This is a genomic window from Oceaniferula spumae, assembly GCF_042849255.1.
In the GTDB taxonomy this organism is placed as follows: domain Bacteria; phylum Verrucomicrobiota; class Verrucomicrobiia; order Verrucomicrobiales; family Akkermansiaceae; genus Oceaniferula; species Oceaniferula spumae.
The window spans coordinates 126,452-141,479 of sequence record NZ_AP026866.1 but is presented as its reverse complement, the minus strand read 5'-3'; the positions used below and the strand labels follow the sequence as shown (position 1 = coordinate 141,479).

At 51.2% G+C, this 15,028-nt stretch carries 8 protein-coding genes; 1 reads left to right on the top strand and 7 read right to left on the bottom strand.

Features of this window, described 5'->3' with window-relative positions:
- Positions 1-38 precede the first annotated feature (38 nt).
- The 3 genes from ACSPJT_RS00610 to ACSPJT_RS00600 form a co-directional block, all read right to left on the bottom strand.
- Positions 39-3,755: a sulfatase-like hydrolase/transferase gene (locus tag ACSPJT_RS00610; protein ID WP_435894437.1), complete on the bottom strand. Its 3,717-nt coding sequence runs from the start codon at positions 3,753-3,755 to the stop codon at positions 39-41.
- 158 nt (positions 3,756-3,913) lie between these two features.
- The gene (locus tag ACSPJT_RS00605; protein ID WP_435894436.1) at positions 3,914-4,558 is read right to left on the bottom strand and encodes a carbohydrate binding domain-containing protein; all 645 of its coding nucleotides are present in this window, start codon (positions 4,556-4,558) and stop codon (positions 3,914-3,916) included.
- Between the two features lie 21 nt (positions 4,559-4,579).
- Positions 4,580-7,006 carry a GH36-type glycosyl hydrolase domain-containing protein gene (locus ACSPJT_RS00600; protein ID WP_435894435.1) on the bottom strand — a complete coding sequence of 809 codons (2,427 nt, stop codon included), beginning with the start codon at positions 7,004-7,006 and terminating at the stop codon, positions 4,580-4,582.
- Between the two features lie 236 nt (positions 7,007-7,242).
- Here ACSPJT_RS00600 and ACSPJT_RS00595 point away from each other — a divergent pair, with 236 nt between their 5' ends.
- Positions 7,243-8,625, top strand: coding sequence for a sulfatase (locus tag ACSPJT_RS00595; protein WP_435894434.1), 1,383 nt, complete (start codon positions 7,243-7,245; stop codon positions 8,623-8,625).
- 167 nt (positions 8,626-8,792) lie between these two features.
- Here ACSPJT_RS00595 and ACSPJT_RS00590 read toward each other — a convergent pair whose 3' ends face one another.
- From ACSPJT_RS00590 to ACSPJT_RS00575, 4 genes are all read right to left on the bottom strand, one after another.
- Positions 8,793-10,154: a GH1 family beta-glucosidase gene (locus ACSPJT_RS00590; RefSeq protein WP_435894433.1), complete on the bottom strand. Its 1,362-nt coding sequence runs from the start codon at positions 10,152-10,154 to the stop codon at positions 8,793-8,795.
- A gap of 183 nt (positions 10,155-10,337) precedes the next feature.
- Complete coding sequence (locus ACSPJT_RS00585) at positions 10,338-11,957, bottom strand: sulfatase family protein (protein ID WP_435894432.1); 1,620 nt, start codon at positions 11,955-11,957, stop codon at positions 10,338-10,340.
- 35 nt (positions 11,958-11,992) lie between these two features.
- Entirely contained in the window at positions 11,993-13,456 is a 1,464-nt protein-coding gene (locus ACSPJT_RS00580) for a sulfatase (RefSeq protein WP_435894431.1), read from the bottom strand.
- A 2-nt stretch (positions 13,457-13,458) separates the two neighbouring features.
- On the bottom strand, positions 13,459-15,009 hold the full coding sequence (locus tag ACSPJT_RS00575) for a sulfatase (RefSeq protein ID WP_435894430.1): 1,551 nt from the start codon (positions 15,007-15,009) through the stop codon (positions 13,459-13,461).
- Between the last annotated feature and the right edge of the window lie 19 nt (positions 15,010-15,028).

Sequence of the window (15,028 nt, the reverse complement as noted above, 5' to 3'; positions counted from 1 at the left end):
GGCTCTTATTGTGTGTGTGTGCTCTTGCAGAAAATCGATTAGGGATTGGAAACCTTCACTCTGGAGAAAATCTTATCACCCATAGGTAGGGTTGCGTTTTGTGTGTTCTCTGCTTCTCCACTACCTACGTGGAAAGGAGTGAAGCTGTCCCAGACAGAAAGGTCATCAGAGAACTCTACATCATAATTCAAAAGACTGGTATCACGGATGGGAGTGAAACTTAGCATGGTTCCATTCGCTGACAGAGTGACACCAAGGTCTGATTGTAGGTTTGGCACCGTGGGAGCGAGACCAAAAGCGAATTCTAGCAAGTTGTTGATCCCATCGAAGTCGGCATCATCGTTCGGTCCCGTTTTAAGTTCTCCATTCCATGGGTAGGTGGCCGCCCATGTCTGATAGAGCGTGGTGGCTGCGGAGAGTTCTTGCACTCTGACATAGTCGATGGAGACAGACGCTCCTGCGTTGAGGTCTTGAATATTTGCATTGAATTTCAGATCCGTGACCACACTGGCTCCAGGATCGGCATTGGTAGTAGTTTCACTGACCAGAGCTCCCCCATTGATTGAGATGGATGTGGTGATCGTCACCGGACTTGCGTCCAGATCCAGTACGGAAAACACGGTCACATTTGCGATGGTGTCCGCTCCAAATGCGTGGACCTCATCGGGAGATGCGACCGAGGTATTGACTTCTAACACGATCCCACCACCGGTCTTCTTGAAGCGGACCAGCCCGAAGTCGGTATTGGTATTGCCGTCACGGAGGGAGAACCCAAAGGCTGATCCGTTAGAGCTATTGGTCATGTCGGCAGATGTCACATGATATTCGATTTCGAGTTTTCCAGAGTTTATGGCTCCTCCTTGGATGGGACCGGCATTGCGGTTGTAGTTGGTGCCGTCATCCACGAGAACGAGCTGACCACTACCATTGGTGGCAACACTACCTGAGGTGCTTCCTCCGAACTGAAGTCCATTCTCGCTGCTGGTTTGCTCCAGTTGCATACCGGCCCCTTCATTGAACGCCCAATGCTCAATGACGTTTTTGTTTGAGTCTTGGACTGGCAAACCGATGGCCAAGGTGGCTGTGTCTTGGTTACCATTAGAATCTGCAATGGTATAGGTCATCGTGGTGCTACCGGAGAAGCTGTGTGGTGTATCGAAGTAGACACGCTTGCTGTCAAAAGTCGCCGATCCTTCGCCAGGCTGGGTGATGGCGACAATAGTCAGCGCACCCACTCCGCTGTCGTTGAGCAATGGATTGATAGAGCGCAATTCGCCAAGTACGGTGGTGATATCGTCATCGACGGCATCACTGCTGGTGCCCGTAGGAGACGTTACAGGAATAGTTACATTACCGGTGTTGTTCGAGTTACCGTCGGAAAACAAGCCACTGCCGTCGATGGTCATGCCATTCCAACCTCCTAGGTTCTCTACTTCTACCCTATATCTAAAATTGTTGTTCTCGCCTGACTGGAAATCGACCGTTTTATCGATGTAGGACGTCTGCCCGATCGGCACGTAGGCGATCTCACGGTAATTGGTATCCGGCTCACGCGGGCTGTTGCGGTGGATCACGGCATGCGTGGCATCAGTGGCATTTGGATCCCAGGTGAGTTCGACATAACCTTCCGGCGTCTGAGCTAGCTGAAGGTTACTCGGTGCAGCATTCGGCGGGTTGGGTAATGAACCGATGACACCGTTGTCGACCAGCACCTCCTGCTCGTTTTTCCAAGATCCGGATCCAGGTTTAGGCATGATCATGCCGGTGGAAACCGCCTGCTGATAGACTTCGTGGAACATCTCATTGGCAAGATCTGGGCGCGCTGTTGACAAATCGTTGAGTTCGTAGGGATCGGCTGCCAGGTTATAAAGTTCGAGACGACGCTGCACCATGAAGTAGAGCAGCTTGTAATCTCCCTTGCGATAGGCCGCGATTGCTGGGTTACCGGTGCCGGTGCTGGCATTGGTAAAGAAGTGGTGCAGCTCGTTTCTTGCTGTGGCATTCGGGTCTGCTGCGCTCAGCATGAAACTAACAGAGTCCGTGCTTTCGGCCGACTGGGCACCTCCAGCAAGATCGACAAAGGTGGCAAATAGATCGGCGTGGTGCACAAAGGCAGAGGTGTGGCTGCCACCGGTTGTGACCCCAGGGATGTAGACAATGAGTGGCACTTTGAGACCACCTTCATAAACCCAAGTCTTACCGGCACGGTATGGGTAGTTCGTGGTAGGATAGGCATTGTAGGGATTTGGAATTCCGATGTCATTGGTTCCGTCGATGACGGGGGCGGATCCATCCGCAGGCTCAAGATCGTCGTTTTTATTGATGGCCGTGGTGGACTTGCCGCCGTGGTCCGAGGAAATGATGATTGCCGTGGTCTCGGAAAGTTTCTTCCCCGGGTTACGAGGATCGTCGGTAGCCTGAAGGTAGCTCCAGAGTGCGCCGAAGCTGTCATCGTAGCTCTTCATCATGCCCGCATACACAGGATTGTCCTGGGTGAGACGCATGTAGGACGACTGATCAGTGTCCAAGCCGGAGGCCGCGTCGCCGCCCTTGGGATTGTAGTCTGGCACCGTGGCTAGAAAGTCGGTGAACTGGCTCGCCATCGTAGTTTTTTTAGACTGAAAATACTCATGCCCTTTGCCGTCATTATCCTGTGCGTTGTTCTTACACTCGGCTGGAGTGTGCACCGCGTAGTGGGCAAGCGTCAGGTGGAACGGCTGGCTAGTGTGATTGGTGATGGCGTCGTTGATAAAGCCGATCGCCTTGTTGGTCAGACGATCGGTGATGTAATCATCCGCGACGGGTGCGGCTGGATTGAGCATGTAGCCGGTGTCGTCGAGGTCAGGTAGTTCGAAGGTGAACTCCCCTGCTTGATTCGGGTTTTCCAGGGCAAAGTATGAGGTCGGAGGCGCACCTGCATGGCCCGAGCCGATACTGACGTCGTATCCCTGATGAATGGGACCGCGTCCAGGTTGGTCGCCGAAATTATAACCGGTGGGTTCATGGGCTCCTTGGGATTCACCGAGGTGATACTTACCGATAAAACAGGTTCGATAACCGGATGATTTCAGAGCCTCACCGTAAGTTTCATTGTCGGGGATCTGTTGCCCGGCAGTATCCGGATTGACTGAGGTGCCACCGGCAAAAATGCCGCCGCCGATCTTGTCGTTATTGTGGTCGAGATACCATTCATTGCCGGGTATCGCCTCGGGGCGCCAATCGTATTTCCCGGTCTGGATAGAACGTCGTGCAACCACACAGCGAGGGCCAGAGCAGTAGGCGTTGTCAACACGCATGGCGGTCGCTTGGATGAATGTGTCTAGATTCGGTGTCTCGTGGATCGTTGGGCCGTCGATGCCAGGATTCCGCAGTGCGACAATGTCCTTATAGCCCATGTCATCGGCTAGGAAAAAGATGATGTTCATCTGGAACGACATCGTGGTGGCTGAGGGGATGTTGTGAGGAGTTGAACTCTCAGCATTTTTGATCGCAACCACTGAATACGAATGCGTGGAACCTGCAGTCAGTCCTCGGTCGTAATAAAATGTCTGCCCGGAAGGCACGGTCGCAACTGGAGTCCCGCCGCCGTCACGATAGATTTCAAAGCCCGTTTCGTCGGCGGAATTATCGGTCCAATGAAGGGCGATTGTACTCGGCCCGGCTGGCAAGGCCTCACCATTCGTCGGTGCATCTACGGCAAAAACAGGGGCTATGAGGGATGAAATAAAAAAGAGGGGGAGATGAAAATTTTTCATAGGATTTTTGTCTGGTTTAGCAAGCTACTCCACATCGCCGATTTGAAAAGCCCCCGATACGACGAATATTCACACGAACAATGTGAAAATGGGAACCCACAAAAAACGCGCTAAACCTAACGTTCAGCGCGTTTAATAAAAGTCAGTGGAAATTTGGTTTATTCAACCTCTACCACCATCACATTCCGCAGGGAAAAGTCGCCATCGATACCACCTAGATTGAACACAATCCAAGTAGGAGCTACCAGAACCGGACTCCCCTGTTCTTTCTCTTTCCAGACAGCTTTTGCCTTGGACGCCTTGAAGTCTTTTTGCATGGCCTCCTTATTGTCGCTGTCGTAAGTCCCGGTGAACTCGTAGCTGAATTTGGTCCATTCTGTTTTCGCTTCAAACTTTTCCGAGCTCAAATGATCATAATGATCGGCCGTTTTTAGAGGTCTGGCAAATCCGGGTCGGCCAATGGACATGGTGGTTTTCCCTTTAGCTTCTTTGCCCATCATGGCTTCGAAACTGACGCGATATTTTTTCCCTTTCTTAATCTCAATGTACTGTGAAAGGGTCACATATTTCGGAGAAGCTCCATTGATGGCCTTGAAATGGATGCCTTTATTCTTGATGTCATAATCCAAGTCTTGGCCATATTTTTTGGTTACTCCAACCTCCCAAGATTTAAGTTTTTTGCTGCCGAAATCACCGTTCTCAACGAGATTTTTTTCAGCAGCAAGTGACACAACTGTTAGGGAGCTGAACAAGGCTACAGAGAGCCTAGCAGTCCACGCGCTTAGGTTATTTTTAAATTTCATGGGGTCTTTTGTAATGCGATGTTATACAGAGGCTGCAACCTCTGCCGATGATGTTGCGGTGACTTCCACCACGCTTCCCGCTTCTGCGATTGGGACAACGTTCCCTTCGATGGTGTTGCCATTGACCGTCAGAGTCCAGTGCCCAGCATTTTTACCGAGTTCATTTTTAACGGTAATGTTATAGGTCGCGCCGCGATACTTTCGAACGACTTTGTAGGTAGTCCAATCGGCCGGAGCACAAGGAGTCACCACCAGACCATCATGGCCGGGCTTCACACCGAGGATATACTGAGTGGCAGCCTGATAGGTCCATGAAGACGTTCCGGACAGCCAGCTGTTACGACCGAGACCGAACTGCGGGTGCTCGTCACCGAGGATATTCTGAGGGAAACAATATGGCTCCACTTCGAAGAGATCGATGTCCTCATTTCTCGCCGCCGGATTAATTTGGCAGAAATATTTATAGGCACGGTCGCCGTCGCCGATGAGCGCGTTGGCAATCATCACCCATGGGTTTGAGTGTAGGAAGATGCCGCCGTTTTCCTTCGCTCCCGGAGGATAGGAGGATACGCCGCCGAGGTCTTCATCATAGCCGTTGTAGCCAGGTGTGCTGAGCTTGATACCGAACTTGGTATTGAGATGTTTGTCGACGGAATCGAGAGCGGTCTTTGCACGTTCAGCATCGGCAAAGCCGGCGATGACTGGCCACGACTGACCGTTGGTGTAAATGCGACCATACTCGTTCTCCTTGGAGCCAATGGGTTCGCCAGATGCAGTGTAATAGCGGCGATACCATTCACCGTCCCAACCATGTTCGTTAACCACCTCTTTCATGGCTGCATGGTCATCGCGATACTGCTCGGCCTGTGCTTCATCGCCAAGATGACTGCAAAGATCGATCATTTCGTTGAGTGCGGTGCCGTAAAGAGAGGCGATCATCAGACTTTCAGCATCGCCGGGCAAGTTGACGGTGTCGTTCCAGTCGGCAAATCCGAGCAGCGGCAAGCCGTGCTGACCGGTGTTGGACTTGGTGTAGGCGAGCGAGCGTTTAAGGTGTTCTAACACGGAGGCCTTGGCGCGGTCCTGAAGCTTCACTTTCTTTTCGTAGAAAGTGATTTCCTCATCGAGGAAAGCGTAGTCGCCGGTTTCACGGAGATAGGCACAGACGGCGAGGACGATCCAGATGTGGTCGTCACCATACCATTGTTTATCCCCTTCTTCGCGTGAATCACCTTCGTTAGCTTCCATGGTGGAAGGGAAAAACTGGTGCATCGCCGAGCCGTCTGCTTTCTGGATGCTGAGAAGTTTTTTCTGAAGTTCCTTTGCTTCTTTGGGAATGCTGGCAAGGACGCCCATGGAATCCTGTGAACTATCACGGAATCCGAGACCACGCGCTCCAAGTCCTAACTGATAGAGTGATAGGTAACGCGACCAGTAGAAGGTAGTCTGACACTGGCGCGGGTTGTGAACATTCAGCATCGCATCAATGTTCGGATCGGGTGTCTCACACTGGTAAGCGGAAAGGTAGTTATCCCATGTGTTAGAGAGATCCTTGAAAGACTGATCAACGTTTTTCTCGTCACGGAAATGGTTGATGATTCCTGCGGCATCTTCACGTTTGCACTGACCAGTATAGATAAGTGTTCGTTCTGTCTGACCTGGAGCCAAGCTGCCAAGTTTGATCAGAAGAGCGCCAATGTTATCGCCACGACGTGCTTCATAGCTTGAGAAAGAATCTTTCTCCATCACCTCAGGCTTCGCCCATGTCCCTCTGGTTCCCAGGAAGCGCTTACGGTCAGACTCAAAGGAATCCACCGGACGGTTTGAGCTCATGAAGTTAAGTTTCCCCTGCTTTCTCATGAAGGCATATTGGAAAAGGGTGAGTAATCCCCCCTCTTCTGACTGAGCTTCGCTCATCATCGTCTGAGGGCACCAGTCGGCATTGGTGAACTGCTTGAGCGCATCAAAGTGGGTATATTCCACTACCGGAATGATGTCGATCTCCACGGCCTCATCGCGGTTGTTAGTGACTTTGATATCCCGAATTTCCAAGCAGGCACCGTATGGCACGAAAATCTGCGCTTGGACCTGAATGCCAGCCACGCTCGAAGTGATCGTCTGGTAGGAAAGCCCGACTCGGCATTCGTAGCTTTCCAGATCGTCCAGACAAGGTGTGAAAAATGGCGAGTAAACCTCTTGACCGGAGGCTGTGCGTACACGGATGTAGAGCGTGCTACCTTTGAAATCGGTATCTGGCAGCTGTGGCAAGTACTTAACGATTCTGTTCAGAGCGGGGTCCCCAGCACAAAGAAGTGATCCCCCAGTGTGGTCCACAAACCCACCAAACTCCAGAGAGCCCACGTAGTTAATCCATTTAGTAGGCGTGGATGGGTTGGTGATCACATATTCTCGGTTATCGTCGTCAAAGTGTCCGTATTTAGCTGTCATAATCGTAAAATGGTTATGCCTGATTGATCTTGGCAAGTGGTCCGCATTCTAGCTCTTGTTGATGGGGGGCGGCAAGGCATCTATGGGCTGAATGTCCCCATGCCGTGTGTTAAAAAACGCCCTAAAGATAAGTGTCGTATTTATGCCGCGTGGGCGTGTATTCACCATAGCAAATATCGGAATCACAAGATGGGCTTGTTGTCGGAAAAATGATTACCCTATAGAGTAACTTCATCATGCAGCTCTTTAAAGTGATCTCGGTACCCACAGTCATAATCATCCTCGGTCTGCTGACCGGGGCAGCTCATGCTGACAAGAAACCCAACATCCTCTTTATCCTAGCTGATGACCTAGGAAGCGCCGGACTCCACTGCACTGGCGAAGAAAATCTAGAAACTCCAGTCCTCGACACCTTGGCTAAGCAAAGCAGGCGCTTCGAGCTAGCCCTTTCTCCATACCCCACCTGTAAACCCGCCAGAGCGGCCATCCTCAGTGGCCAATACGGCCCCCGCACAGGTGTTTATCGAGTGGTCGATAGACACACAGGAGAGGAAGACAAGATCCGCTACACTGTGCCAGAGAACGGAAATCTCCCACTCGAGACAAAAACCATCGCGCACTGTTTGCAGTCAGTCGGCTATCGCACCGCCATGTTTGGGAAATGGCATGTCGCCAATGACAAAAACGGTCACCCTACCAAATACGGTTTTGACGAAGCCATCTCCTCCACCGGTCACTACACCGCCAAGTTTGCGCCCGAGCGCAACCTGCCAAAAGGCAAGATAGCCGCCGATTTACTCACCGATGAGGCACTGACGTTCATCGACAAAGCGCACAAAGACGAGAAACCGTTTTTCCTCTACATGCCTTATTACCTGGTTCACAAACCCTTGGAAGCGCGCGCGGATTACATCAAACACTTCCGCGCAAAATTCGGAGCAGATACCACCGACCAGCAAGTCACCGTTGCCGCCATGACCAAGATGTTAGACGACTGCGTAGGCCGCCTCCTCGGCAAACTCGACGATCTGAAAATCCGCGACAACACCCTCGTCGTATTCTCATCTGACAACGGATCATTTGAACCGCTCTATAATGGAAGACTGCGAGGCGTGAAGGGTGAGACTTACGAGGGCGGCATGCGCGTGCCGTATTTCTTTCATCTTCCCGGAAAGATCGAGCCAGGATTGGACAGCAAGAATCGTGTCAACGGCATCGATCTCTTTCCAACATTACTGGATGCGACAGGAGCAAAAAAACCTATGCAATCGCTAGACGGAACCTCCCTCTGGCCAATACTCAGCGGCAAAGAAAATCAGTTAGATCAACGCAAACTCTTCTGCTATTACCCTAAATACGCACGATTCAATAAGAACACTAAGAAATGGAAAATGTCATGGCGTAACGTCGTCTATGAAGGTCATTACAAACTCATCCACTACCCAGAATACGATTCTTGGGAGATGTTCGATCTGAAAGCAGACCCGACAGAGAAGGTTAATATAGCAAAGCAGAAACCCGAACAGTTTGTAGCATTGAAGAAATCCCTCGCCACTTGGCTAACAGAAGTAGGCGCTCCCGCCATGCAGGAGAACCCAAATTTCAAGCTCGCAGAGTAGGACAGCTTTGCAAGCTGTCGACAACCCACGTGTCCTCCGTAGCCTCGGCGAAGGAGGAAGGCTCCATCATTAACCTAAGCAGGGAGCATCCATCAAGTTCCTCGCCATCGGCTGTTAGATTCCAAGCGCTACCACCAAATGCGTAGCCTCAGCCGCTACCGCTGAGTTCATGCTCCCGCGATAATCTCCTTATATGAGTAGAACGCCTGCTTCGGCTTGCGCTCTAACGTTTCGAAATCGCAGTAGATCAAACCGAAGCGCATGTTGTAACCACGAGTCCACTCGAAATTATCCATCAGGCTCCAGTGGAAATAGCCCCGCACATTGACGCCATCACCGATCGACTCTTGCATGGCATCGGTGTATTGCTGCACAAACGCACACCTCTCAGGATCGGAGCACTTGTCCTCGCGGTCAGTGGTATCGACCGCGCAACCGTTTTCAGTGACGTAAATGGGGAGTCCATCGTAGCGGTCATGAATCCAGCCAAGCATCTTGCGGAAACCCCAAGGCACGACGAACCACCCCATGCTTGTCGATACCCACTCAGGATCGCTGCTCAGGGAAACAACTTGATCGGAAGCAATGCCACCATTGCCCTCGTCGGCTGAGATCTCGTTGCGTCCCGACGGGTGGCGTGACGCGTAGTGAGTGGTGTAGTGGTTGAGCCCTAGGAAATCAGCAGAGCCTTTGAGTAACTCCTTCTGGGCCTGAGTGAACTCGGGCAGCCTTGACCCCACCCGCTCACGCATGATCGCAGGATAATCTCCAAAAACGACAGGATCGGTGAACCAGCCGTAGAAGAACTCCAAGCTCTCCTGTGCTGCTGCGCGATCTTCATCCGAATCGGTCAATGGCTCCCGCCAGTCACAGTTGTTGGCGATCCCTATTTGCCCGTCACCTTTTCTACGATACGCCTCCACCGCCAGCCCATGGGCCAGTAGCAAGTTGTGTGCGGCTACATACGGCTCGTCCTCGGAAACCCGCCCTGGCGCGAACAGTCCGGTTCCATAACCGAGCACCGCCGTGCACCAACTTTCGTTGAAGGTGATCCAGTGTTTCACCCGGTCACCAAAAGCATCAAAACACACCTGCGCGTAGCGAGCGAACGCCTCGGCCGTGGCGTAGCTTTGCCAGCCATCATCTTCTAACTGCAACGTTAGCGGCAAATCCCAATGATAGAGCGTGACAAACGGCTGAATCCCCTTAGCCAAGAGAGCATCGATCAAGCGATTGTAATAGTCGATTCCCAACGGATTGGCTTCCCCTTTTCCGTCAGGAACAATGCGTGACCATGCAATCGAAAACCGGTAAGCGGTCACTCCGAGTTCGGCCATCAGCTCGACATCTTCCTCAAAGCGGTGGTATTGGTCACAAGCGACATCACCGGTATCACCGTTGGCGATCTTACCTGGGGTATGGCTGAAAGCGTCCCAGATACTTAAGCCCTTGCCGTCCTCCTGCCATGCCCCCTCCACTTGATAGGCGGCAGTGGCAACTCCCCATACAAAATCGTCTCTTGTTTTCATATCAGCCACTAGACTCGGCAGGGCAAGTTGTGTCCAGCAGCGTCACATCTGAAAACACGCCCAACAGTGGTGATTTTAGGGATTTTGTTAACCACGAATCTAACGAATAACGCGAATGCAATATGGACTAAGGACGGCGCGATAGTAGGAGGGGTTTTTTGATGGGTCGATTTACTGGAGAACTTACTTTGTCAATTCGCCAAAGGTGCCAGGCATGTCCTTGAGGTGGTCAGAAAGCAGAGCTTTCATCTCCTTGAGCTTTTCCTGATACTCTGGTTTATCGGCCAGGTTGTCTTGTTCATTGTAATCCTTTTCAATGTTGTAGAGCTGATCTTTGGCATAGAACCCTGGATACATTTTCATCGACATATGCTCGGCATCTCCTCCTCCGGGAATGATCTGAACATGAGAGAATGGAGCCATAGGATCCGTGGTATAGATCGGGCGTTCGCGACGCTTTTGGTTTTCATTGAAACGTTCGAGGATGCGTTTGCGCTTGGCCAGTGGCATGTTCTCGATTTTTTCAGGGTAACGGAGAGCGATGTATTTGAAGCCGTCTTTGATGACACCGCGGACGAACCCGAGTTCAAAGAAAAGGGCATCGTGAACTTTCTCGGTTTTACCCTCCAGCATGGGAAGGAAGGATTTACCATCGAATTTCACATTGCTGTAGTCGACTCCGGCAAGATCCAGCATGGTGGGGGTGAAGTCGATGTTAGAAACAGGGACATCCGTTCTGGCACCGACTTTGAATCCTTCTTTGCGGTGGATGAAACCTTCTGAATGCACGCCGCCGTTGTAGACAGTTCCTTTGGCTTTCTGACCGTGGTCATTGAAATAAATGATGACGGTGTTTTCATACTGGCCAGTGTCCTTGAGCTTCTGGATCATGGCGCCTAACATGTCGTCCAGCCAGAGAAGGTTGGCACGTGAGTTGTCTTTGATACCGGCCTCTTTGAGACGCTCAGGGATCGTCTCACGTGCAGGCATGACATTGAGTGGCTCTTTGAGCAATCCGTCAGCAGTGACTAAGGGATTGGCATTCCATGAGCGGGAGGCCTCGCCTGGACCGTGCGGGATGGTAACAGCGCACCAGAGGAAAAAGGGGCGGTCATCTTTCTTCTCGAAGAAGTCCAAGGCTCCTTTGCAAATCCAATCGAGGTTATGACTGGCGAGGGATTTTACGCCGATGAAGTCTGGGTTATCGTAATAAACGCTCTCGTAATATTCGAAGCCAGCTTCCTTCAGAGCCGCGTCTTGTTTGACGTGATTCTTGGCGAGAGTTTCCAGCATCTTAGGATCGTCTGGAGCTGCTTCCCACTTCGGCCTTTCCATACCTAACACTTCGACTACGTGGTTTTTTCCAACGATGCCAGTACGGTAGCCAGAATCGCGAAGAAGTTTCGGAAGCGTGGGCATATTACGAGTCACAAAAGTGTTCCACTCCACGGAAGCCTGGCCGCCGAGTTCGTTCATGCGATCAATGAAAACGCCTGCCTTTGAGCGGCTAGGATAGAGGCCGGTAATACAAGCAAAACGGCTCGGCGTGCAAACTGGAGAGGTTACAAACTGACGGTCTAACACAGTGGATGCTGAAGCCAGTTTATCAGTGTGAGGAGTCAGATTCTTAAACGAACCATTCTTATTTTTCCCTTCCGGCATCCAGTTCATGTGATGCTTGAACTGATCATCAGTGATGAAAAACAGAATGTTCGGCCGCTTCTTTTTCTGTTCCTGAGCTTGAGCCGTCATCGGCGCAACAGCCGCGATCGCAAGCGTGCATAGTAAAATGGGTTTGATCATGTTTCTGATATATTAGGATTATTGAGAGATGCGCACTAGTTCAGGAGCGCGGCTTGTTTTTTGAAATACTCATCGGCGGATTTTCTTAATGCTTCCATCCGTTCTTTTTGCTCAGGATCATTGGCGATGTTTTTAGTTTCCAATGGATCTGCCTTGTAATCGTAAAGCTCCTCAGCATCGAGTGTGTCTATCGACTTTGGGTAATCATCTTTCTTCGACTTCACCCAGGCCACGTAGCGGTATTGATTGTCGCGGAATGCGTATCCGGCACGCCCTTTCCGATGGTAAACGGTGATCGCATGAGGACGAACCTGCTCCTTGCTACCGTCGAGGATCGGTTTGAGGCTGACACCATCGAGCTTTTCAGGGGTCTTGATACCGGCAAGGTCACCTAGTGTCGGATAAATATCAATAAGCTCCGCTGGTGAAGCAACCTTGCGGCCACCTTTCACTCCTGGGCCCTGGAAGATCAGCGGGCTGCGGGTGGACTGCTCGTAGGTGGTGTGTTTCCCCCAAAGACCGTGATCGCCTAGGTGGAAACCATGATCTCCCCAGAGAACGATGAGGGTGTTTTCGCGCTGCCCTGAGGCATCAAGAGCTGCGATGAGTTTGCCGACTTGGGCATCGATGTAGGAGATGCAGGCGTAGTATCCATGGATGCATTCGCGCTGATAGTCCTCATCGCTGAGTTTGCGTCCTTTCGAGTATCCAAGCATTTCCTCATTGCCGTGGTAGGCGAAATCCGGAGCAGTGGGAACGTGGCTCTTAAACTCAGCCAGTGGCATGTTTTCACGTTTATACATGTCCCAGTATTTCTTCGGTGCTACGAATGGGAGGTGGGGCTTTTTGAAACCGACGGCGATAAAGAAGGGTTTGTCGCCCTTAGCGTGTTGCTGAATGTATTTCACCCCGCCATTGGCTACGGCTCCATCATAGTAAGCATCATCCGGCACATCGGCGGATTCGAATGCCGCCTTGGTTCCGTTTTTATAGGATTCAGGATTGTGATAAGAACCGTTAGTCGGCTTGCCAGTCTTGGCATTGTAAGGGACGTTATTTTTGATAAAGGGCAGAGACCACGATGCCTTATCCTGATCGCCATCAACATTGCGAGGGTCGTAAATTTTACCTATCCCCATGGCCGTGTATCCCTGCTGGATGAAGTTCTGGGTGAGAGTGACAACGTCGGGGTTCACCTCGCGGATCTGCGTCTTGAGGTCTTTGATTTTACTCCGGTCCGGGCGCAGGCTGGTCATCAGTGCAGCACGTGAAGGGCCGCACACAGCCTTGGCACAATGAGCATTGGTAAACACCACACCTTGGGAAGCAAGCTTGTCGATATTTGGGCTGAGGGCAATCTTGTCCCCGTAACAGCCAAGCATCGGTTTGAGGTCGTCGATGGCGATGAATAACACGTTGTATTTATCGGCTGCACTCACTTGGGCACCTGCAGTGAGCACGCATGAGGTCAGAGCTGTTAGGATGGTTTTTATTTTCATACTTAGCTGGGGTTGTTGTTTTCTTTGATTCTTTGGGCTTGGTCCTTGAGATGTTTGTCAAGACGGGCACGGAAGGTCTTTATGACAGCAGCCATTTCCACATCTTTGGCCATGTTAGTCGTTTCAAGGGCATCTTTTTGATAGTCGTAAAGCTCCTCATCCAAAGTCACCCCGAGTGACTCAAGGGGCTTCATGAGGTTGTCATTTTTCACCCATGCTACGTAGCGGTAACGTTTATCACGCATAGTATAGCCCATTCTCCCGTTGTAGCGAGGGTAGGAACTAACAGCTACTTCACGGAGATGTTTTTCAGAGTCCTCAAGAAGTGGTTTGAGACTGATGCCGTCGAGATTCTTCGGAACAGGCACCGACACCATCTCGCAAATTGTGGAAAAGACATCGACCAGTTCCGTGGGCGAATCCGTTTTCTTACCAGCCGAGATGTCCGGGCCAGAGAACATCAGGCACGAACGGGTGGCTTGCTCGTAGTTCGTATGTTTGCACCAAACGCCGTGATCGCCCAAGTGCCAGCCATGATCGCTGAGTAGAACTACGATAGTATTCTTATCAAGTCCCCTCTCCTTCAGCCCGTCCAACAAAACGCCGATCTGGGCATCAACGTAGGAGGTGCAGGCGTAGTAGCCGTGGATCAGTTCACGTTGCTTATCCATGGGAACTGGTCCATCTTGCGAAATATCCGAGTAGTTCTTCAGTTCACCCCATGAGTGAAGAGCATAAGCTGGAGCATCTTTGGCCGGTTGCTGATACTTGGCGATGGGCACTTCCTCGCGTTGATACATGTCCCAGTATTTTTTCGGCGCGACAAACGGGAGATGAGGCTTTTTAAAACCGGCCGCAACAAAGAATGGTTTGTCACCTTTGCTGAGCTGATCGATGTAATTCAGAGCCTCTTTGGCGATCGCTCCGTCGTCGTAGGCGTCGTCGGGTATATCGAGGTTCTCAGTAGCAGGGTTGGCTTTTGCATCCTTGAGGGCTTGAACCATTTTACCATATCGATCTTGATTCTTCTTGCGAAGTTCATCGACAATCCCCTGCGCTTGTTTGCTTTGATAATGCAGTGCCGGAGGATTGAAACCTTTGGCGTAGGGCAGATTTTCGGCACTGGTCATCGTTTGCCAGGCGCGTTTCTCCATCTTCGCATCTGACTTACCTCCGTGGAAAAGTTTGCCACAGCCAGCTGTCGTATAACCATTCTTGATGAGGTATTCCGGTAACGTGACCACCCAAGGTGTTACTTCGAGGAAGTCGGTTTTCAAATCATGAACCTTGGTGCGGTCCGGCCGAAGACCGGAAAAGAAGCTGCAGCGAGATGCAGCACAAACAGCCTGGTTCGTATACGCACTGGTGAATAACGTTCCACTTGCAGCCAACTTGTCGATGTTAGGCGACTTCACGTAGTTGTCGCCATAGCAGCCAAGAGTAGGCTTTAGATCGTCTACTACGATGAATAGCACATTCTTTTTCTCCGCAGCCGTGGCAGGCAGAACGATGAGTCCTAATAGAGCTGCTAGTTTGATGCTGGTCTTAAACATTTGATGGATAGGGAAAATA